Origin of the sequence: Brevibacillus borstelensis, assembly GCF_037834415.1 — a bacterium.
GTDB lineage: Bacteria > Bacillota > Bacilli > Brevibacillales > Brevibacillaceae > Brevibacillus > Brevibacillus borstelensis_A.
In genome coordinates this window covers 23,808-40,385 of the sequence record NZ_JAUMSJ010000001.1, presented here as the reverse complement: position 1 = coordinate 40,385, position 16,578 = coordinate 23,808, and the positions used below count along the sequence as shown (strand labels likewise).

15 protein-coding genes are annotated in these 16,578 nt (G+C 57.6%); 8 read left to right on the top strand and 7 right to left on the bottom strand.

Annotation, left to right across the window (positions count from 1 at the left end):
* Window positions 1-48: 48 nt before the first annotated feature.
* The 7 genes from Q3F21_RS00195 to Q3F21_RS00165 form a co-directional block, all read right to left on the bottom strand.
* Window positions 49-1,053, bottom strand: a complete 1,005-nt coding sequence (locus Q3F21_RS00195; RefSeq protein WP_340248885.1) for a dipeptide ABC transporter ATP-binding protein — start codon at window positions 1,051-1,053, stop codon at window positions 49-51.
* Between the two features lie 16 nt (window positions 1,054-1,069).
* The gene (locus Q3F21_RS00190) at window positions 1,070-2,032 is read right to left on the bottom strand and encodes an oligopeptide/dipeptide ABC transporter ATP-binding protein (protein ID WP_340248882.1); all 963 of its coding nucleotides are present in this window, start codon (window positions 2,030-2,032) and stop codon (window positions 1,070-1,072) included.
* Window positions 2,033-2,048: 16 nt separating this feature from the next.
* Window positions 2,049-2,978 carry an ABC transporter permease gene (locus tag Q3F21_RS00185; protein ID WP_340248878.1) on the bottom strand — a complete coding sequence of 310 codons (930 nt, stop codon included), beginning with the start codon at window positions 2,976-2,978 and terminating at the stop codon, window positions 2,049-2,051.
* Between the two features lie 15 nt (window positions 2,979-2,993).
* Window positions 2,994-3,911 carry an ABC transporter permease gene (locus tag Q3F21_RS00180; RefSeq protein ID WP_340248875.1) on the bottom strand — a complete coding sequence of 306 codons (918 nt, stop codon included), beginning with the start codon at window positions 3,909-3,911 and terminating at the stop codon, window positions 2,994-2,996.
* Between the two features lie 109 nt (window positions 3,912-4,020).
* A complete protein-coding gene (locus Q3F21_RS00175; RefSeq protein WP_340248872.1) occupies window positions 4,021-5,598 on the bottom strand; it encodes an ABC transporter substrate-binding protein in 1,578 nt (525 codons plus the stop codon).
* A 41-nt stretch (window positions 5,599-5,639) separates the two neighbouring features.
* Window positions 5,640-6,842 carry an amidohydrolase gene (locus Q3F21_RS00170; RefSeq protein ID WP_340248869.1) on the bottom strand — a complete coding sequence of 401 codons (1,203 nt, stop codon included), beginning with the start codon at window positions 6,840-6,842 and terminating at the stop codon, window positions 5,640-5,642.
* Between the two features lie 132 nt (window positions 6,843-6,974).
* Window positions 6,975-8,324, bottom strand: a complete 1,350-nt coding sequence (locus tag Q3F21_RS00165) for a M20 family metallopeptidase (RefSeq protein ID WP_340248866.1) — start codon at window positions 8,322-8,324, stop codon at window positions 6,975-6,977.
* Between the two features lie 219 nt (window positions 8,325-8,543).
* Here Q3F21_RS00165 and Q3F21_RS00160 point away from each other — a divergent pair, with 219 nt between their 5' ends.
* From Q3F21_RS00160 to Q3F21_RS00125, 8 genes are all read left to right on the top strand, one after another.
* Complete coding sequence (locus Q3F21_RS00160; RefSeq protein ID WP_340248864.1) at window positions 8,544-9,845, top strand: amidohydrolase; 1,302 nt, start codon at window positions 8,544-8,546, stop codon at window positions 9,843-9,845.
* On the top strand, window positions 9,842-11,149 hold the full coding sequence (locus tag Q3F21_RS00155) for a hypothetical protein (protein WP_340248862.1): 1,308 nt from the start codon (window positions 9,842-9,844) through the stop codon (window positions 11,147-11,149). Before Q3F21_RS00160 ends, Q3F21_RS00155 begins: the two co-directional genes overlap by 4 nt.
* Window positions 11,150-11,171: 22 nt before the next feature.
* Complete coding sequence (locus tag Q3F21_RS00150) at window positions 11,172-12,296, top strand: M20 family metallopeptidase (RefSeq protein WP_340248861.1); 1,125 nt, start codon at window positions 11,172-11,174, stop codon at window positions 12,294-12,296.
* 546 nt (window positions 12,297-12,842) lie between these two features.
* Entirely contained in the window at window positions 12,843-13,520 is a 678-nt protein-coding gene (locus Q3F21_RS00145; protein ID WP_340248859.1) for a response regulator transcription factor, read from the top strand.
* On the top strand, window positions 13,517-14,713 hold the full coding sequence (locus tag Q3F21_RS00140) for a histidine kinase dimerization/phospho-acceptor domain-containing protein (protein WP_340248857.1): 1,197 nt from the start codon (window positions 13,517-13,519) through the stop codon (window positions 14,711-14,713). The genes Q3F21_RS00145 and Q3F21_RS00140 overlap by 4 nt, the downstream gene beginning before the upstream one ends.
* 16 nt (window positions 14,714-14,729) lie before the next feature.
* Window positions 14,730-14,879, top strand: a complete 150-nt coding sequence (locus Q3F21_RS00135) for a hypothetical protein (protein WP_340248853.1) — start codon at window positions 14,730-14,732, stop codon at window positions 14,877-14,879.
* Window positions 14,880-14,943: 64 nt separating this feature from the next.
* Window positions 14,944-15,867 (top strand): ABC transporter ATP-binding protein, encoded by a 924-nt coding sequence (locus Q3F21_RS00130; protein WP_340248850.1) that lies wholly within the window; start codon window positions 14,944-14,946, stop codon window positions 15,865-15,867.
* The gene (locus Q3F21_RS00125) at window positions 15,864-16,577 is read left to right on the top strand and encodes an ABC transporter permease (RefSeq protein ID WP_340248847.1); all 714 of its coding nucleotides are present in this window, start codon (window positions 15,864-15,866) and stop codon (window positions 16,575-16,577) included. The genes Q3F21_RS00130 and Q3F21_RS00125 overlap by 4 nt, the downstream gene beginning before the upstream one ends.
* Window position 16,578 lies beyond the last annotated feature (1 nt).

The following is a 16,578-nucleotide window of genomic DNA, read 5'->3' as shown; positions in this document are numbered from 1 at the left end:
TGCCAGAGACCTCGGGGCACCTCCATCTAAGTGAAACAAACGCCCGTTTCATTCCAAAATGCCTTCCCTGCTTTGACCGAGCGGAAAATGACAGGAGACAAAATGCCCGCCGTGACCTTCTGTCAATGTCGGCGCAGTCTGTCTGCATACATCCTGCACATACGGGCATCTGGTGTGGAAATGGCAGCCGGACGGCGGATTGGCCGGATTCGGCAAATCGCCCTGCAGGACAATCCGCTCTTTTCGCTGCGTCGGGTCAGGGATCGGGACGGCCGACAGGAGCGCTTCCGTATAGGGATGGCGCGGGTTTGCGAACAGCTCGTCGCGCTCTGCCATCTCCACGATCTTGCCGAGATACATGACCGCGATCCGGTCGCTGATATGCTTGACGGCAGGCAAGCCGTGAGCAATGAAAATGTAAGTCAGCTTTAGCTCCTTTTGCAGCTTCTTGAGCAGGTTCAGCACCTGCGACTGGATCGACACGTCGAGGGCCGATACCGGTTCGTCGCAAACGATCAGGCTGGGATTCAAGGCGAGGGCCCGCGCAATGCCGATCCGCTGTCTCTGCCCGCCGCTGAACTCATGCGGGTGGCGGCTCATGTGGTGGGCATCCAGTCCGACGAGGCGCAGCAGCTCCACGACCTTCTCCTTCAGCTCGGACCCTTTGTGCGTACCGTGTACGCGCAGCGGCTCGGCCACGATGTCCTCCACGCGCATCCGCGGATTCAGCGAGGAGTACGGGTCCTGAAAGATCATCTGCAGATGCTGCCGCAGCGCCCGCACCTGTGTTTTGCCGAGAGCGGAAAGATTTCTGCCCTCGAACCAAATCTCGCCTTCGGTCGGCTCCAGGAGCTGCAAAATCATCTGTCCGGTGGTCGACTTGCCGCAGCCGGATTCGCCGACGATGCCGAGCGTTTCCCCGCGGTACACGGTAAAGTCGACGCCATCCACGGCCCGGACGTAGCCCGTCTCCTTGGAAAACATGCCTTTCTTGTAGGGAAAATGCTTTTTTAACCCTTTCACCACCAACAGCGGTTCTTTCGTCTGGTCCATAGCTCATGTGCCTCCTTTACGCGTAGAAGCAGCGTGCCAGATGGTTCGGGGCCACCTCTTGAAGCTGCGGCTTGGTTTGCTTGCACTCCTCGGTGGCGGCAGGGCAGCGCGGGTGAAAGGCGCAGCCGCCCGGCATGTCGAGCGGATTGGGCACCGAGCCGGGGATCGACTCCAGCTCCTCGCGTTTTTCGTCCAGCTTCGGCAGCGAACCGAGCAGCCCTTTTGTATACGGATGCCTGGGCTCCGCGAAAAGGGAAAAAACGTCCGCCTGCTCCACCACTTCTCCCGCGTACATCACGACCACCCGGTCGGCCATCTCGGCCACGACCCCGAGATCGTGGGTAATCAGAATAACCCCGGTTTGCAGCTCCTTGTTCAGCTTTTTCAGCAGTTCGAGAATTTGCGCCTGAATCGTCACGTCCAAAGCGGTCGTCGGTTCGTCCGCGATCAGCAGGGCCGGATTGCAGGCCAGCGCCATCGCGATCATCACGCGCTGCCGCATCCCTCCTGACAGCTGGTGGGGAAAGGAATCGACGATTTTTTCCGCGTTGGGGATGCCGACGTGCTCCAGCATTTCGATGCTGTGGGCCCGCGCTTGCTTCTTGTCCATTTGTCTGTGCTGGCGAAACACCTCCCCCAGCTGGTTCCCGATCGTAAATACGGGATTGAGCGACGTCATCGGCTCCTGAAAGATCATCGACAGCTTGTTGCCGCGCAGCTTGCGAAGCTCTTTTTTGCTCAACGCGAGCAGGTTTTGGCCCTCCAGGCAGATTTCTCCGCCCACCACTTCTCCGGGCGAAGCGACCAACCCCATGATCGAGAGGGAGGTGACGCTTTTGCCGCAGCCCGATTCGCCGACGATGGCAAGCGTTTCTCCCTTCGCTACGGAAAAGGAGACGCCGTTTACGGAAGGAACGACGCCGTCCTCCGTTTTGAAATGCGTCCGCAAATTTTTTACTTCCAGCAAGTTTGCTTCCATATCGAATCTCCCCTCCCTACTTCGCTCTTGCCTTCATGCGAGGGTCCAGAATGTCGCGCAGCCAGTCTCCGAGAAACATGATCCCAAGAACGGTGATCGTTATCGCTACGCCAGGGAAGGTGGCTACCCACCAGCTCGTGGCGAGATACTGCCGGCCGTCGCTCAGCATGCCGCCCCAGGAGACAGTCGGCGGCTGAATTCCCAGTCCGAGAAAACTCAGCGAAGCTTCCGCAATAATCGTCGTGGCTACGCTCAAGGTAGAGACGACGATAAAGGAAGAGATGACGTTGGGCAAAATGTGGGTAAAAATAATCCGTCCGTCGCTCGCGCCGACAGTGCGAGCCGCCCTGACGAAGTCGCGCTCTTTGACGCTGAGCACTTCGCCGCGGATGATGCGGGCGTACTTGACCCAGTTGGTAAAGCCGAGAACGAGGATCAAGGTCGGCAGACTGGGCCCGAGAACCGTCAAAATCACCAGCATGAACAAGATGTTGGGAATGGCCAGAAACGAGTCGACCGTCCGCATGATGAGATTGTCGACAAGCCCGCCGAAATAGCCGGAGACGAGCCCCAGAACGACTCCGATCGCGCCCGCTACGGCGACGGCGCACACCCCGACCAGCAGAGACACCTGCGAGCCGTAGATGATGCGGCTGAGCACATCCCGCCCCAGATTGTCGGTGCCGAGCGGATTTGCGGGCGAGCCTCCCTCCATCCACATGGGGGGCTTGAGTCGCTGCGCCGCCTGTGTTTTGGCCGGATCGTGAGGGGCGATCCAGCTGGCGGAGATGGCCATGAATACGACGACGATAACAATCAAAAGTCCGATCGTTCCTGTTTTGCTTTTCAACAGCATGCGGGCCAAACGGCGGAGCTGCCCCGGCTTTTTGGCCGCCTGGCCGACGCTTGTTACTTGCGCTGATTGCGATTCCAGGGGAAGAGACATGCGGCTCACCTCCGTTTAGTTGTATTTGATCCGCGGGTCCAACACGCGGTACAGAATGTCGGCCAGAATGTTGCTGACGATGACCAGGAAGGCGACGACAAAAACGGCGGCCTGGACGATGGCCATATCGCGGGTGTTTACTGCCTGGATGATCAGCTGCCCCATGCCCGGCCAGGAAAAGATCGTCTCTGTAATCAGCGTCCCGCCGATCAGCGTGGAGGTTTGCAGCGCCATGATGGTCACGACGGGGATGAGCGAGTTTCTGAGAGCGTGCTTGTAGACGACAAGCGTTTCGATCAGCCCCTTGCTCCGGGCTGTGCGGATGTAGTCCTGCCCCAAAATCTCCAGCATGCTGGAACGGATCAGCCGCGTCATCTCGGCAGCGATTCCCGTTCCCAATGTAAAGGCGGGCAGAATCAGATGGTCCCATGAACCTCTACCCGACACCGGCAAGGACTTCCACTCCACGGCAAATAACAAAATCAGCATGATTCCCAGCCAAAAGTGCGGCATCGCCTTCCCTAATACGGAAGCGCCCGAGACAAAAATGTCCAGAAAGGAATTTCGCTTGGTGGCTGACAAAATGCCAAGCGGAATCGAGATCACCGTGGCGACGATCATGGCTGCGATCGCCAGCTCAAAGGTGGCGGGCAGACGCTCCAACACAATCGGCAGGGCGGGCATGTCGTAGCGGAATGACGTGCCAAAGTCCCCCTGCAGCATATTGCCGAGAAAACGGAAATACTGGATGTGCATCGGCTGATCCAATCCCAGCGCCGCGATCAGGATTTCCCGATCCTCGTCTGTCGCCGTATCGGACAGCATCAGAGACACCGGGTCTCCGGTAATGTACACCAGCACGAAGACGATGATCGAGATCAGAAAAAGTACGGGGATAATCTGCAGAATCGACTTCAACAAATACTGTCTCACGCTGTCACCTCCCGAAACATTTGCGTTTGGCAAAAGCTTGTTCGCCCGCTTTCGGCCTGGAACAGGAAGGGGTCTCGCCAGTGGAGACCCCATTCGCTGCACCCTTTTCTTATTTCAGTGTAATTTCGTCCACGTACAGCATTTCGTCCAAACGCGGTTCAAAGCTGATGCGGTCGCTCACGCCATAGTTGGCATTCATTTGGTACAGGTAAATGTGCGGGCGCTCTTCCGCGATGATTTCCTGCGCTTGTTTATACTGCTTTTCGCGCTCTTCCATGTTCATGTTTTTCTCGCCGTCGGCCAAAAGCTTGTCCAGCTCCGGATTGCTGTAATCCGACTCGCCCTTGGCCCGTTCCGAAGTCAGGCGGTCAAACGCCAGAGACGCGTCAAACATGGAGTTTCCGTAGGCGATCATGAACACTTCATCAAATTTTTTCGCTTTGTACTTTTCGTTGAACTTGCTCCACTCGAGCAGCTCCAGTTTGGCATTGATGCCCACCTCGGCCAGCATCGCCTGAATCAGCTCCGCGGTTTCCTTGTCTTTCAGGTAACGGCCGCTCGTCGCGTTCAGCGTCAGCTCCAGACCGTTGGCATAGCCTGCTTCCGCCAGAAGCTGCTTCGCCTTTTCCGGATCGTAGAGCGTTTTGCTGTACAGGTCGAGATTGGTGCCGAAGTTGCCCGGAGTCACACGGGTCCGGGTCGGCACTCCTCCGCCAGCGAGGATATTGTCGACAATCGCCTGCTTGTCGATCGCCAAATCGATGGCTTCGCGCACTTTCGGATTCTCGGTCACCGTTCCCGGCGTCAGCCGCAGGGTCAGCTGCATGACGCGCTGGGTCGGTCCTTGCTTGGTGTCGGTGCCGTCGTTGTCCTTGACGCGCTGCAGATCGCTCGGCGGGATGTTTACGGCGATATCGACGCCGCCTGTCAACAGTTCGGCTACGCGGGTCGCGTCTTCCGGAATGGAGCGGAAGACAACCTTGTCCCATTTCGGTTTTTCGCCGAAATACTCATCGTTTTTGACCAGCGTCAGGCGATCGTCACGCACCCACTTTTCCAGCTTGTACGGGCCTGTTCCCACCGGGTTTTTCAGAAACTCGTCCCAGCCCTTTTCCTTGATGTACTTGGACGGGAGGATACCGGATCCGAGGCGGGACAGACGGTTCAGCAGGACCGGTTCCGGCGCGTGGGTGATGATTTCGATCGTATGCGGGTCGATTACTTTCACTTCTTTGATCTGCTTGTAGTTTCCGTACTCCAGCAGCTTGTTGTCGGTGGCAACCCGCTCCAGCGTGAACTTGACGTCCTCTGCGGTAAACTCGTCGCCATTATGGAATTTTACGCCCTCGCGCAGCTTGAAGCGCCATGTCGTGTCGTTTACGGTCTCCCACTCAGCCGCAAGGTCGGGCTGCACCTTTTGCTGGGCGTCCTTTCGCACCAGGTAATCGAACATGTTGACGTGTACAGCTTCCGTGGATGTGTTGTTGTGATCGTGGATATCAAAGGTGACAATGTCGCTGCCGCTGGCAATCGTCAGCACTTTTTCTCCGTTCTGTGCAGCGGGCTGCGTCGTTTCCTTTTTCCCTGACGGTTGAGCCGGCGAGCTGGATTGGCTGCTGCAGCCGACGAGTGCCGCCGACAAAGCCAGAATCGCTGCGAGGCCCATGCCTGCAATCCGTTTTTTCATGTCTGTTTTCCCCCTTATGGATACACTGATGCTGCTCCCGCCTAGCGCTCCAAATACTTCAAGGCGAACGCCGACAGCATGGCGACGCCGATCGGAAGCGCGTCCTCATCGATGTCGAACAGCGGGTGATGCAGCGGATATCGGGTCCGCTGGTCTTCGTTGCCCGCACCCAGGCGGAAAAATACGCCCGGCACATGGTGGGTGTAATAGGAGAAGTCTTCCCCTCCCATGGACGGTTTCACGAGCTGGTACTTGCCCTCGCCCAGAACGTCATCGGACGTTTGGAGCAAAAGGTCCACCATGCCGTCGTCGTTTAAAATCGACGGGTACCCGAATTCGTAGGCAAATGAGTAGGTGGCGCCGAAGGCTTGGGTAACGCCGGCGATCACCTTCTCGATCCGCTCCGGCATCTGCTCCCGGAGCGCCGGATTGAGCGTGCGGACCGTTCCGAAAAGCTCTACCTCCGGTGCGATCACATTGTTTGCGGTCCCTCCCTGAATTTTGCCGATCGTAATCACGATCGGATCGAGCGGGTCCACATGGCGGCTCGCGATCTGCTGCAGCGCCGAGATCACCTCCGCTGCGACCGCGACGGAATCTACTGCCAAATGCGGATGTGCCGCGTGGCCGCCGCGGCCGATGACCCGGATATGGATCGTGTCCGCTGCGGCGCAGCCTACGCCCCGCACGGCAGTCACCCGGCCCACAGGCACTCCCGGAAAGACATGGAGTCCGGCCATTGCCTCAATGCCTGTCTCCCGAAGCAAGCCGTCCTCGATCATGACCTGCGCGCCACCGCCTCCCTCTTCAGCCGGCTGGAAAACGAAGACGACATTTCCCTTTTCCGGCCGCTCCACCTGGCTGAGGAACTGGGCTGCCCCCATCAACATGCTGGTGTGAGCGTCATGGCCGCAGGCGTGCATTTTGCCGTTTACCGTCGAGCGATAGACCACATCTTTTTGATCGTGTATCGGCAGTGCATCCATGTCGGCACGCAGCCCGATCGTGGGTCCCGGCTGCTTTCCTCGCAAAATTCCGACAACGCCTGTCCTGCCGAGGCCCCGCTTTACTTCCAGACCCAGCTTTTCCAGGTGGGCTGCGACAATGTCCGAGGTGCGCTTCTCTTCAAAGCTGAGCTCGGGGTTCTGATGAAAGTCCCGCCGCCACGCCACGATTTGCTCTCTCAAGACGCTTGCTTTGGCAAGAATCTCGGAGGTTTGGTACAAGGCTGGGGTTTGGCCCATATGACGAACGCCTCCTTTTTCGTTACCGCGCTGTTTCCGGCTCCTACTGCTCTTGTTGCTCCAGCGGTTATACGGTACTTGCAATTCTTCGATTTACCTTCGCGGTTCTTTGGTTCCCGCGATTTGCGGCTCCTACGCTTCCTTCGCAAACTCTTCGAGGATCGCGGCGATATGCTTGATCCCCTGTATGTAGTCGTCGATGCTGATGTTTTCGTTTGGCGCGTGGTTGTTGGAGGCGAAGTTGCCGACGCCGACCGATACGGCGGGGATGCCGAGGTGCTGGCAGAGAATGTACATCGGGCCTGTTCCTGGCGACATCGGCATAATCGTCGGTTCCATTCCGTAAATCTGCTTGGAGGTGTTCACGACTGCGCGGGTCAGCGGATTGTTCAGCGGCGTACGGGCCGGATGCTCCAGCGTAAACGATTGGATCTCGATGTCCGAAAATCCGTGCTCGTCCAAATGCTTCCGCAAAAGCGCGAGTATTTCGCGCGGGTCCTGATCGGGCACGAGCCGGAAATCGAGCTTCACCCTCGCCTCTGCCGGCAGCACCGTCTTGGAGCCCTGGCCGATATAGCCGGAGACGATGCCGCAAACGGTACAAGTAGGCTGGAAAATCAGCTTTTGCTTGAGCGGAATTCCTTTCAGGTCCAGCAGGAAGGACTTCAGCCCCAGCTTTGCCAGCGTGTCTTCTTCGTTGTAAATCATCTGCTCCAGCATGAGCGTATCGTCATCGCTCAGACTCGCAACCTTGTCGTAAAAGCCTTCGATGCGGATACGTTCATCCGGTCCCTTCAGCGTGTTCAAGGCCCAGATCAGGCGCCAGGCGGGGTTTTCGATTATCGCCGCATTGGCGGAGTGGAGATCGGTGTTGGCTCCCCGGCAAATCAGCTCCACATAGCACATCCCTTTTACCCCGAGGCTGATCTGCGGCCGTCCGTCAGCGTTTTTATAGCCAAACTCCCAGACGCATCCGTCGGCTCCGATCCGGTCCGCGTACTTTTCCACGAATTCCTCCAGATGCACGCTGCCGATCTCTTCCTCGCCCTCGACGATGAACTTGACTCCTACAGGCAGCTTGCCCCGTACCTGAAGGTAAGCGTGGACGGCAGCCAGGCGGGCCATCAGATTGCCCTTGTTATCGGCCACTCCCCGCGCATACATGTATCCATCCCGGATCTCCGCGCCAAAAGGCGGAGAGTTCCATAAATCGAGCGGATCTTCCGGCTGGACATCGTAATGGTTGTAAAAGGACAAAATCCGTTCGCTCTCGCCCTTGAATTGTCCGAAGACGACCGGATAGCCCGACGTTTCCAGTTGCTCCGCCTCTCCGCCGATTTCGCGGACGAAGCGCTCCACCATGTCAGCGGTTTCCTTCATGCCGCGGTTTTGCGCCGCCACGCTCGGTTGCTTGCAGATGTCTTGCAGCCACCGGATGTACGTCTCCCGGTTTTGTTCGATGTAGGAAAAAACGTCCTGCACCTGTCTCTCCTCCTTCTTTTTGGAAATATTCCTTTAAGATTCCTTAATTTAAAACTATAGGGTCGGTTCACCTTTGTGTCAACTCAAAATATTCTAAATTGTTCCAATAAAATAAAATTTATTGGAAGGATTTTCATTTCCATTAGAGAAACTCATTTGAATTAAGGAGTAATTCCTAAATTATTCCTAAAATAGAACGCCGCAAAAAAGGAGACGCATATGGTTGAAGATGTAAACAGACTAGTAGAAGAGCTGTCCCCCTCGCTTATAAGCTGGCGCCGCGATTTTCACAAGTACGCCGAGTCAGGCTGGGTGGAGTTTCGGACTGCCAGCATCGTTGCCGACCGCCTGTCCGATTGGGGCTATGATGTCAAGGCCGGGCGGGAAGTCATCCATGCGGAAGGTAGAATGGGTGTGCCTGACGAGTCGTTTTTGGCTGCGCAGCAGCACCGCGCCCAAAACCAGGGAGCCATCGCCAAATGGCTGCCGCAATTTTCCGGCGGCTTCACCGGAGTCGTCGGCATTCTCGACACAGGGCGTCCAGGTCCTACGGTCGCTTTTCGCGTCGATATGGATGCGCTGGACCTGCAGGAATCGGATGCGCCCGATCACATTCCGGCTGCAGAAGGCTTTGCTTCCGTCAACCCCGTCATGATGCACGCCTGCGGCCACGATGCCCACACGACGATCGGGCTCGGGCTGGCCTACGTGCTGAGCCAGATGAAAGACCAGCTTCGAGGCAAAATCAAGCTGATTTTCCAGCCGGCGGAGGAAGGCGTCCGGGGAGCCAAGTCCATGGTAGACGCGGGAGTTGTCGATGATGTCGACCGTTTTTTTGCCTGCCATATCGGCATCGGCGTGCCGCTCGGCGAGGTAGCTTGCGGAACCTATGGGTACATGGCTACGACCAAGGTTGATGTGACTTATACAGGAGTAGCCTCGCACGCGGGAGGACATCCCGAAGACGGGAAAAACGCGCTGCTCGCTGCCGCCTCCGCCGTTCTCGGCCTCCACTCGATCCCCCGGCACAGCGGCGGCAACTCGCGCGTCAATGTAGGCGTCCTGCACGCCGGCAGCGGACGCAACATCATTCCCCATCACGCCTCCTTCAAGCTGGAAACGCGCGGAGAAACAAGCGAGGTAAATGAATACACGCTCGCCCGGGCGATGGAGATCATCGAGGGGGCTGCCGAGATGTACGGCGTTATGGCGAGCGTCCGGATCGCGGGAAAAGCAAAGCAATGCTCCCCAAGCCCGGAGCTGCTTCCGTTTATCCGCAGTCAGGCGGAAAAAGTAGCCGAGGTCGCCTCCGTCCTGGACCGGTTCCAGACATCCGGTTCGGAAGACGCCACGTACATGATGGAACGAGTCCAGTCAAACGGCGGTCTCGCTTCCTATCTGACATTTGGAACGACGCTGGCTGCCGGTCATCACAATGAGCGCTTCGACATCGACGAGAGGGTTTTGCCCATCGCCGTGAAAACGCTCGCCTTTTGCGCCCTGTGCGCCCATGAGTCATGATGATCAGAGTCGGGGTTGTCGGCCCCCGGGATTCCGTCCAGCTCATCTACGAAGTCGGTGAAGAGTACAAGGACCGCATGCAGTTCATTCCTTATGTCTATCAAAATGCCGCAGAAGCGAGCGGAATTGTCCATGCCGCGGCCGATTCGGTCGATATCTGGCTGTTTTCGGGACAGGCCCCTTTTGCCATCGCCAAAGAGCAGATTCGCAAGCAGAAGGCGTTCTTTCCCCAGCTCCAGGGATCGAGTCTGACGAGAGTCTTGCTTGAGCTGGCATACCGGGATCATCGCCGCCTGGAGCGCGTCAGCTTTGACACCATTTCACCGGAGGCGTTTCGGGAAATGTGCTCCGATCTCGATCTTCCCTGCGATCAGCTCCATCTTCTCTCCTATTCCGGCTACATGCCTTCCTTGGAGCTGATCGCCTTTCATACGGGTCTGTATGCACAGGGAAAGGTCGATGCCTGCGCCACCTGCATCAGCTCCGTCTACGACGAACTAAAAGCGCTGGGAATCCCTGTTTACCGGATCACCCACGACCGGATGGCGATCCGCACCATGCTGGAGTTGGCCAGTCAGGAAGGAGAAGCACTGCACTTCAAAAAGTCGCAAATCGCCGTTCAGATGGTGGTTGTCGACGGCTTGGACAAGCTGGTTGGCGAGAATAAAGGGATTTACGAGGTCCATCGTTTAGAGCTGAAGCTGCAGGAGACCATTCTCGATTACGTCGAAGCGCAAGCGGGTGCCGTCGTGCCTCTGGGGAACGGCAAGCACCTGGTCTTCTCCACCCGGGGAGCGTTTGAAGACAACCGGACGTTTCCTCCGTCCGCCCTGATGGAGCGAATCTGGCTCATCGCCGATCTGCCCACGCACATCGGCGTCGGCTTCGGCGCCACCGCTCTGGCAGCGGAAAAAAACGCCCAGCTGGCGCTGCTCCACGCCAAACAGACAGGCGTCTCCAACGCGATCCTCGTCAATGACGAAGGCGTGATGGAAGGCCCCTTGTACACGCCGGACAGCATCTCTTATCAATACCGGACGGAAAGCAAGGAAATGAGCCTGTTGCTGCGCAAGGCTGGCGTCACGATCACGACATACAACAAGCTGTTCTCGGTACAAAAAAATTTGGGGCAAAATTGCATCAGCGCCGTGGAGGCGGCGGAATGGCTGGGGATGACCCAGCGAAATGCCCGCCGCATTTTAAGCGATCTGGAAAAGAACGGCCTTGCCGAGCTTACCGGAGAAGAGGCTCCGGCCAGCCGCGGGCGGCCGCGAAAAGTGTACCGGCTGATCCCGCCGATATAAACATAGCGAGGAGGAGAAATCCATGTCATCCATCCTGTCCTACCTGAAAGAACGGGAACACCTGATTTTATCCGATCTGGAGCGTGTCGTCCGGGCAGAGTCGCCCACGCACGACAAAGCAGCCGTAGACCGCTGCGGCGAAGTCTTTCAGGAGCTATTCCGCCAGCATCTGGGGCTGTCCGCCGAGGTGATCCCGATGGAGAGAACCGGCAATCATTTACGCTATCGCTTCGGCGAAGGCAGCGAGCAAATCCTCATCATGGGCCATATGGATACGGTCTGGGACATCGGCAGGCTCAGCTACCGGCTCGAGGGCAACAAGGCGTACGGCCCCGGCATTTTCGACATGAAGGGCGGCATCATTCAAGCGCTCTGGGCGCTGAAGGCCTGCAAGGATTTGGGCATTGTCCTCGACAAAAGGGTCGTCTTTCTGCTGACCAGCGACGAAGAGGCTGGCAGCGACACCTCGCGCTCCCTGATCGAGGAAGAAGCCCGCAAAAGCGTGGCGGCCCTCGTTCCCGAGCCCGCTGTCGCCGTTTCGGGAGCGCTCAAGACGGCGCGGAAGGGCGTCGGCCGGTTTGCCATGACGATCACAGGCAAAGCGGCCCACGCCGGAAATCATCACGAGGACGGCATCAGCGCGGTCCAGGAAATGGCCCTTCAGATTTTGGACCTGCACGCCCTTACAGACTACGCCAAAGGCACGACCGTCAATGTCGGGATCGCCTCCGGGGGCACCCGGTCCAACGTCGTCGCCGAACAAGCGCGGCTCGACATCGATGTCCGCATTTCCAGCCAGGCAGAGGCAGAGCGGGTCCAGGCTGCCATCAACGGAGCTAAGCCCAAACTGCCCGGAATCAAACTGAAAACGGACGGCGGACTCAACCGTCCCCCGATGGAGCGGACGAAAAAAACGGCTCGTCTGTTTGCGCTGGCGAATCAATGCACAGATGAGCTTGGATTCGCTCTGACCGAAGCGGCCGTGGGCGGCGGCAGCGACGGCAACTTTACCGCGGCTTTGGGCATTCCGACTCTGGATGGACTGGGCGCATTCGGCGATGGCCCCCACGCGGAATACGAGCATGTCGTGGTCGATCAGCTCGCCCAAAGAAGTGCGCTGTTTGCCCTGCTGCTCACGAAAATCTAGCGATAGCCGCCTACCGGTAGAAGCAGCAAAGGCCGACGTGATCCGCCCACGTCGGCCTCCCTCCCTTTTCTCTGCCGTGCAAACGCCTTCCCTTTCCCAAAAGCCTTTCCTTTTGATCACCAGTGATGCATGCGTTCCCCTGCACTTTAGACAGATTTCAATCCCGCTTGTTCTATTCCGAAACAAATTCACGTAAAACGTCCTGTTTCCGGAATGAAAGCAAAAATATTATCGTTTTTCCGGGCCGGGATCTTCTTTTCCACCTCTTCTTATCGCTTAACGGTAATTATTGCTATTATATAAGACAGGTTATCTCGTACACTCCCGTCACCTGTACATAGAGGAAGTGCAAACATGGTGTGCGGATGCGGTTTGTATACCGTTCGCATGCATACGAGGCATGACCAGCGTCTGTTTTTTTGTTATTTTTAAAAGAATTTAGCATCATTTATTTAATGAAATGATCGCGCCCAACCGCATCAGATACATTTCTCAAGGAGATGGAATGAGAATCCGCAAACGGAAAAAGGACGGGGGAAAGCCGCCATGCTGAACAAACGCATTTTGTATATCGAAGACGATGCCGACATCGGTGCCTGGGTCAAAGAAGACTTGTCCGGAAGGGGGTATGCGGTCAACTGGTTGACGTCGGGAGAGCGTGCGGCGCAATACGCTGAAGCCGCCGATCTGGTTATTCTTGACGTGATGCTGCCTGGCCTGGACGGCTTTACCGTCGGACAGCGCCTGAAGAAGGCGGCGCCGCAGCTCCCGATCTTGATGCTCTCGGCTCGCACGGCGGTAGACGACAAGCTGCAAGGGCTGCAGTTCGCCGACGATTACTTGACGAAGCCGTTTCACCCCGACGAGTTGGCTGCGCGAGTCGAGGTGCTGCTGCGGCGTTACGGTTCGGCGGCTTCGCAAGCGCTGCGGCTCGGTCATATCACTGTCGACATCGGCGGGAACCTCATCATAGACAGTCGTTCGGGCGAGGAGATCGTGCTGACCGGGAAGCAGTTGCAGATTTTTATGTACCTTTTGAAACATGCAAACCGGATTTTGACCAAGGAGCAAATCTATGAGGCGGTCTGGGGTGAGCCGTACATCGAAGGAGACAAAACGCTGAACGTGCACATCCGCCATCTCCGCGAAAAAATCGAGCTCGATCCGAGCGCGCCGGCGCTGATCGAGACGATTCGCGGCATCGGCTACCGGGTGAAGCTATGAAATTCCGCAATTCGCTGCTGTTCAAATACTTGCTGATTGTTTTGCTGGCAATGCTGCTTCTGCCGATGCTGTTTCCGCTGCTGTCGATTGCGCTGCATATGGTGCTGCCGGATAATGGCGAGCCGAACATGTATCAGAACGGGGGCAGGCTGGAGCAGATGTGGCATCAGGAAGCAAGGCAGCTTGCCGGTGCCGATGACGAAGCGATCAGCCGGAGACTGACCCAGCTGAAAGAAATGTACGAACAAGCTTCCGTCTTCTGGGTCGATTCGCAGGGAAGAACGAGGCTTACGCTTCCAAAGGACGTGGACATCCCCGATCAGTGGACGCCGGCCTATACGATCCAGTTTATGAAGGAGCGCTACGATGCCGATCCGTTCACGACGGTGGCCTTTATCGGAGACAGTCGGGACAAAGGCTTTATGGTTTTCCAGGTCAACCGTTCCGTGATCCGGACAAGCAGCGAGCAGCTGTGGGAGAAGCGGGATCATCTCTTCATCGCCGTCGCACTGGTCATTCTCGGCTTGTTTTTGTTCATTTCCTGGATCTTTATCTACCGCCTGCGCAAACGGTTGCTTGGATTGGAGGTGGCAATGACGTCTCCGACCGAAAACGGCATTCCGACGCCGATCGAGGTGAACGATCCGGACGAAATCGGGAGGCTGGAGCAAGCGTTCAACGCGATGGTCAGGCAGCTTGAGCTCGGCCGGAAGCGGGAGCAGGAAGAGGAGCAGCTGCGCCGACAGCTCATCGCCAACCTGTCGCACGATTTGCGCACGCCGCTGACGTCCATCCGGAGCCACGCCTACAGTCTCCAGCAGGAGAAGCTCAGCGAGCAAGGTCGGCAATCAGTCGAGCTGATCGACCACAAGATCGGTTATTTGGCTGAGCTGATCGACAACCTGCTCTCCTATACGCTGCTGTCAGCCGGCAAATACCCGTATCGTCCGGAGCCAACCGACATGGTCCGGCTGCTGCGGACGATATTGTCCCATTGGTACCCCGCCTTTGAAAGAGAGGGCTTCACCGTGGAGCTGGAGCTTCCGGAATCGGCTGTCGTATGCCGGGTCGACCCGATGTGGATCGAACGCATTCTGGACAATCTCCTGCAAAATGTGCTCCGGCATGCCCGGACCGGCCGCTATCTTTCCGTCAGGCTCGAGCCGGAGCGGACAGGCAGCCATTCGCCTTGAGGACCGGGGACCGGGAATGAACGGCAAGTCGCTGAACCGGGGAGCCGGGATCGGCCTGACGATCGTGCAGCTGATGCTGAAAGAAATGCAACTGAAGTGGGAGGTCGACAGCGACAGCGGAGGAACCCGAATGACCATTGCCGGCTTGCGTTTAAACGAAATTTAACCTTCGCCCTCCCGTGGATTTAACCTCGAACCGTTACAATCCGGTATTGAGGTGATGGGCTATCATGAGCGAAGCCGTAATCGAGACATATCAATTAACCAAGAAGCTGGGAAATAAAATGGCCGTCGATCGTCTGGACCTGCGGATCGACCAAGGCGAGATCTACGGCTTTCTCGGACCGAACGGTGCGGGAAAGACAACGACGATCCGGATGCTGCTCGGCCTGATCCGGCCGACTCACGGCACCGTGCGGATCTTCGGACGCGACCTGCAGCAGGACAGGCTGTCGGTGCTGCGCCGCGTCGGATCGCTGGTGGAATATCCGTCCTACTACGGGCACCTGACCGCCTATGAAAATTTGGAGGCGGTGCGCCGCATCCTTGACGTGCCGCGATCCCGGATCGACGAGGTGCTGTCGGTCGTGCGGCTTACGAAGGAAGCGAAGCGGCCGGTCAAGGGCTTTTCCCTCGGGATGAAGCAGCGGCTCGGCATCGCGACGGCGCTGCTGGGCGCCCCGGAGCTGCTCATTTTAGATGAGCCGACGAACGGCCTCGACCCTTCCGGCATTTTGGAGATGCGGGAACTGATCAAGAGCATGCCGAAGCAGCTTGGCATGACCGTTCTGGTATCGAGCCATTTGCTGTCCGAGGTTGAGCAGATGGCCACGCAGGTCGGCATTATTGCGCAGGGCAAGCTGATTTTTCAGGATTCGATCGAGGCCCTAAGGCTGCACTCGGGCTCCCGTATCCGAGTAAGCGTCGATCAAGGCGAGACCGCATGGAAGATGCTGCTTGCCAGCGGAATCCAGGCGGAATGGGAGCGAGCGGATGCGAATCGGCTGCTGCTGCCTCACGAATCCGACGAGCAACTGGCCCGGCTGGTCAAATTTCTTGTGCACAACGATATTTCCGTGTACCGGGTGGAAGAGGCGAAGCGTTCCCTGGAAGACATGTTCCTGGAGCTGACCGGTGGAGGCGAAAGCTTATGATGCGCAGAGTGATGGCGTCCGAATGGCTCAAAATCCGCCGCAAAGGGATCTGGCTTCTGATCGCACTCGGCCCGCTCGGCGTTGTGGGGCTGCAGGCGCTGAATTTTTTCCTGCGGTACGATTACTTGACCAAGCGGTATGCCGACGATCTGTGGGGGGCGGTAATCGCGAACGTGCATCAGCTTTCGGTGCCGACCCTGCTGATAGGGATTGCGATTGTCGCCTCCATGATTGCGGGCATCGAGCACCAGACGAGCGCCTGGAAGCAGACATTGGCTTTGCCCGTATCGAAGCGGTGCGTCTTTGCCTGCAAGTTCGCCGGGCTCTGCGCGCTTCTGGCGTGCGCCTGCACATTGCTGGCGGCGGGCACGGCCGTTCTCGGCATCGCCCTCGGATACGGCACCGATATTCCGTATGCCACGCTGCTGGTCAAGTCGTATTTGCCGTTCCTTGCGGCGATGCCCTTTGTCGCACTGCAAACCTGGCTTTCGATCACGATCAAAAATCAGGCGATCCCGCTGACGGCAGGCATTCTTTTCTCCGTCCTCTGCCTGTTCGGGACAGCGGCGGGCGATTGGCTTCCGTTGAAATGGCTATATCTTGTAAATGAGTGGAACGAGCCCTTCTATTCGGCTGGAGCGGGGCTGGTCCTGGGGCTGCTCATCTACGCCGCCGGGCTCATCCATTTCATCCGAAAGGACGTGAGCTAGG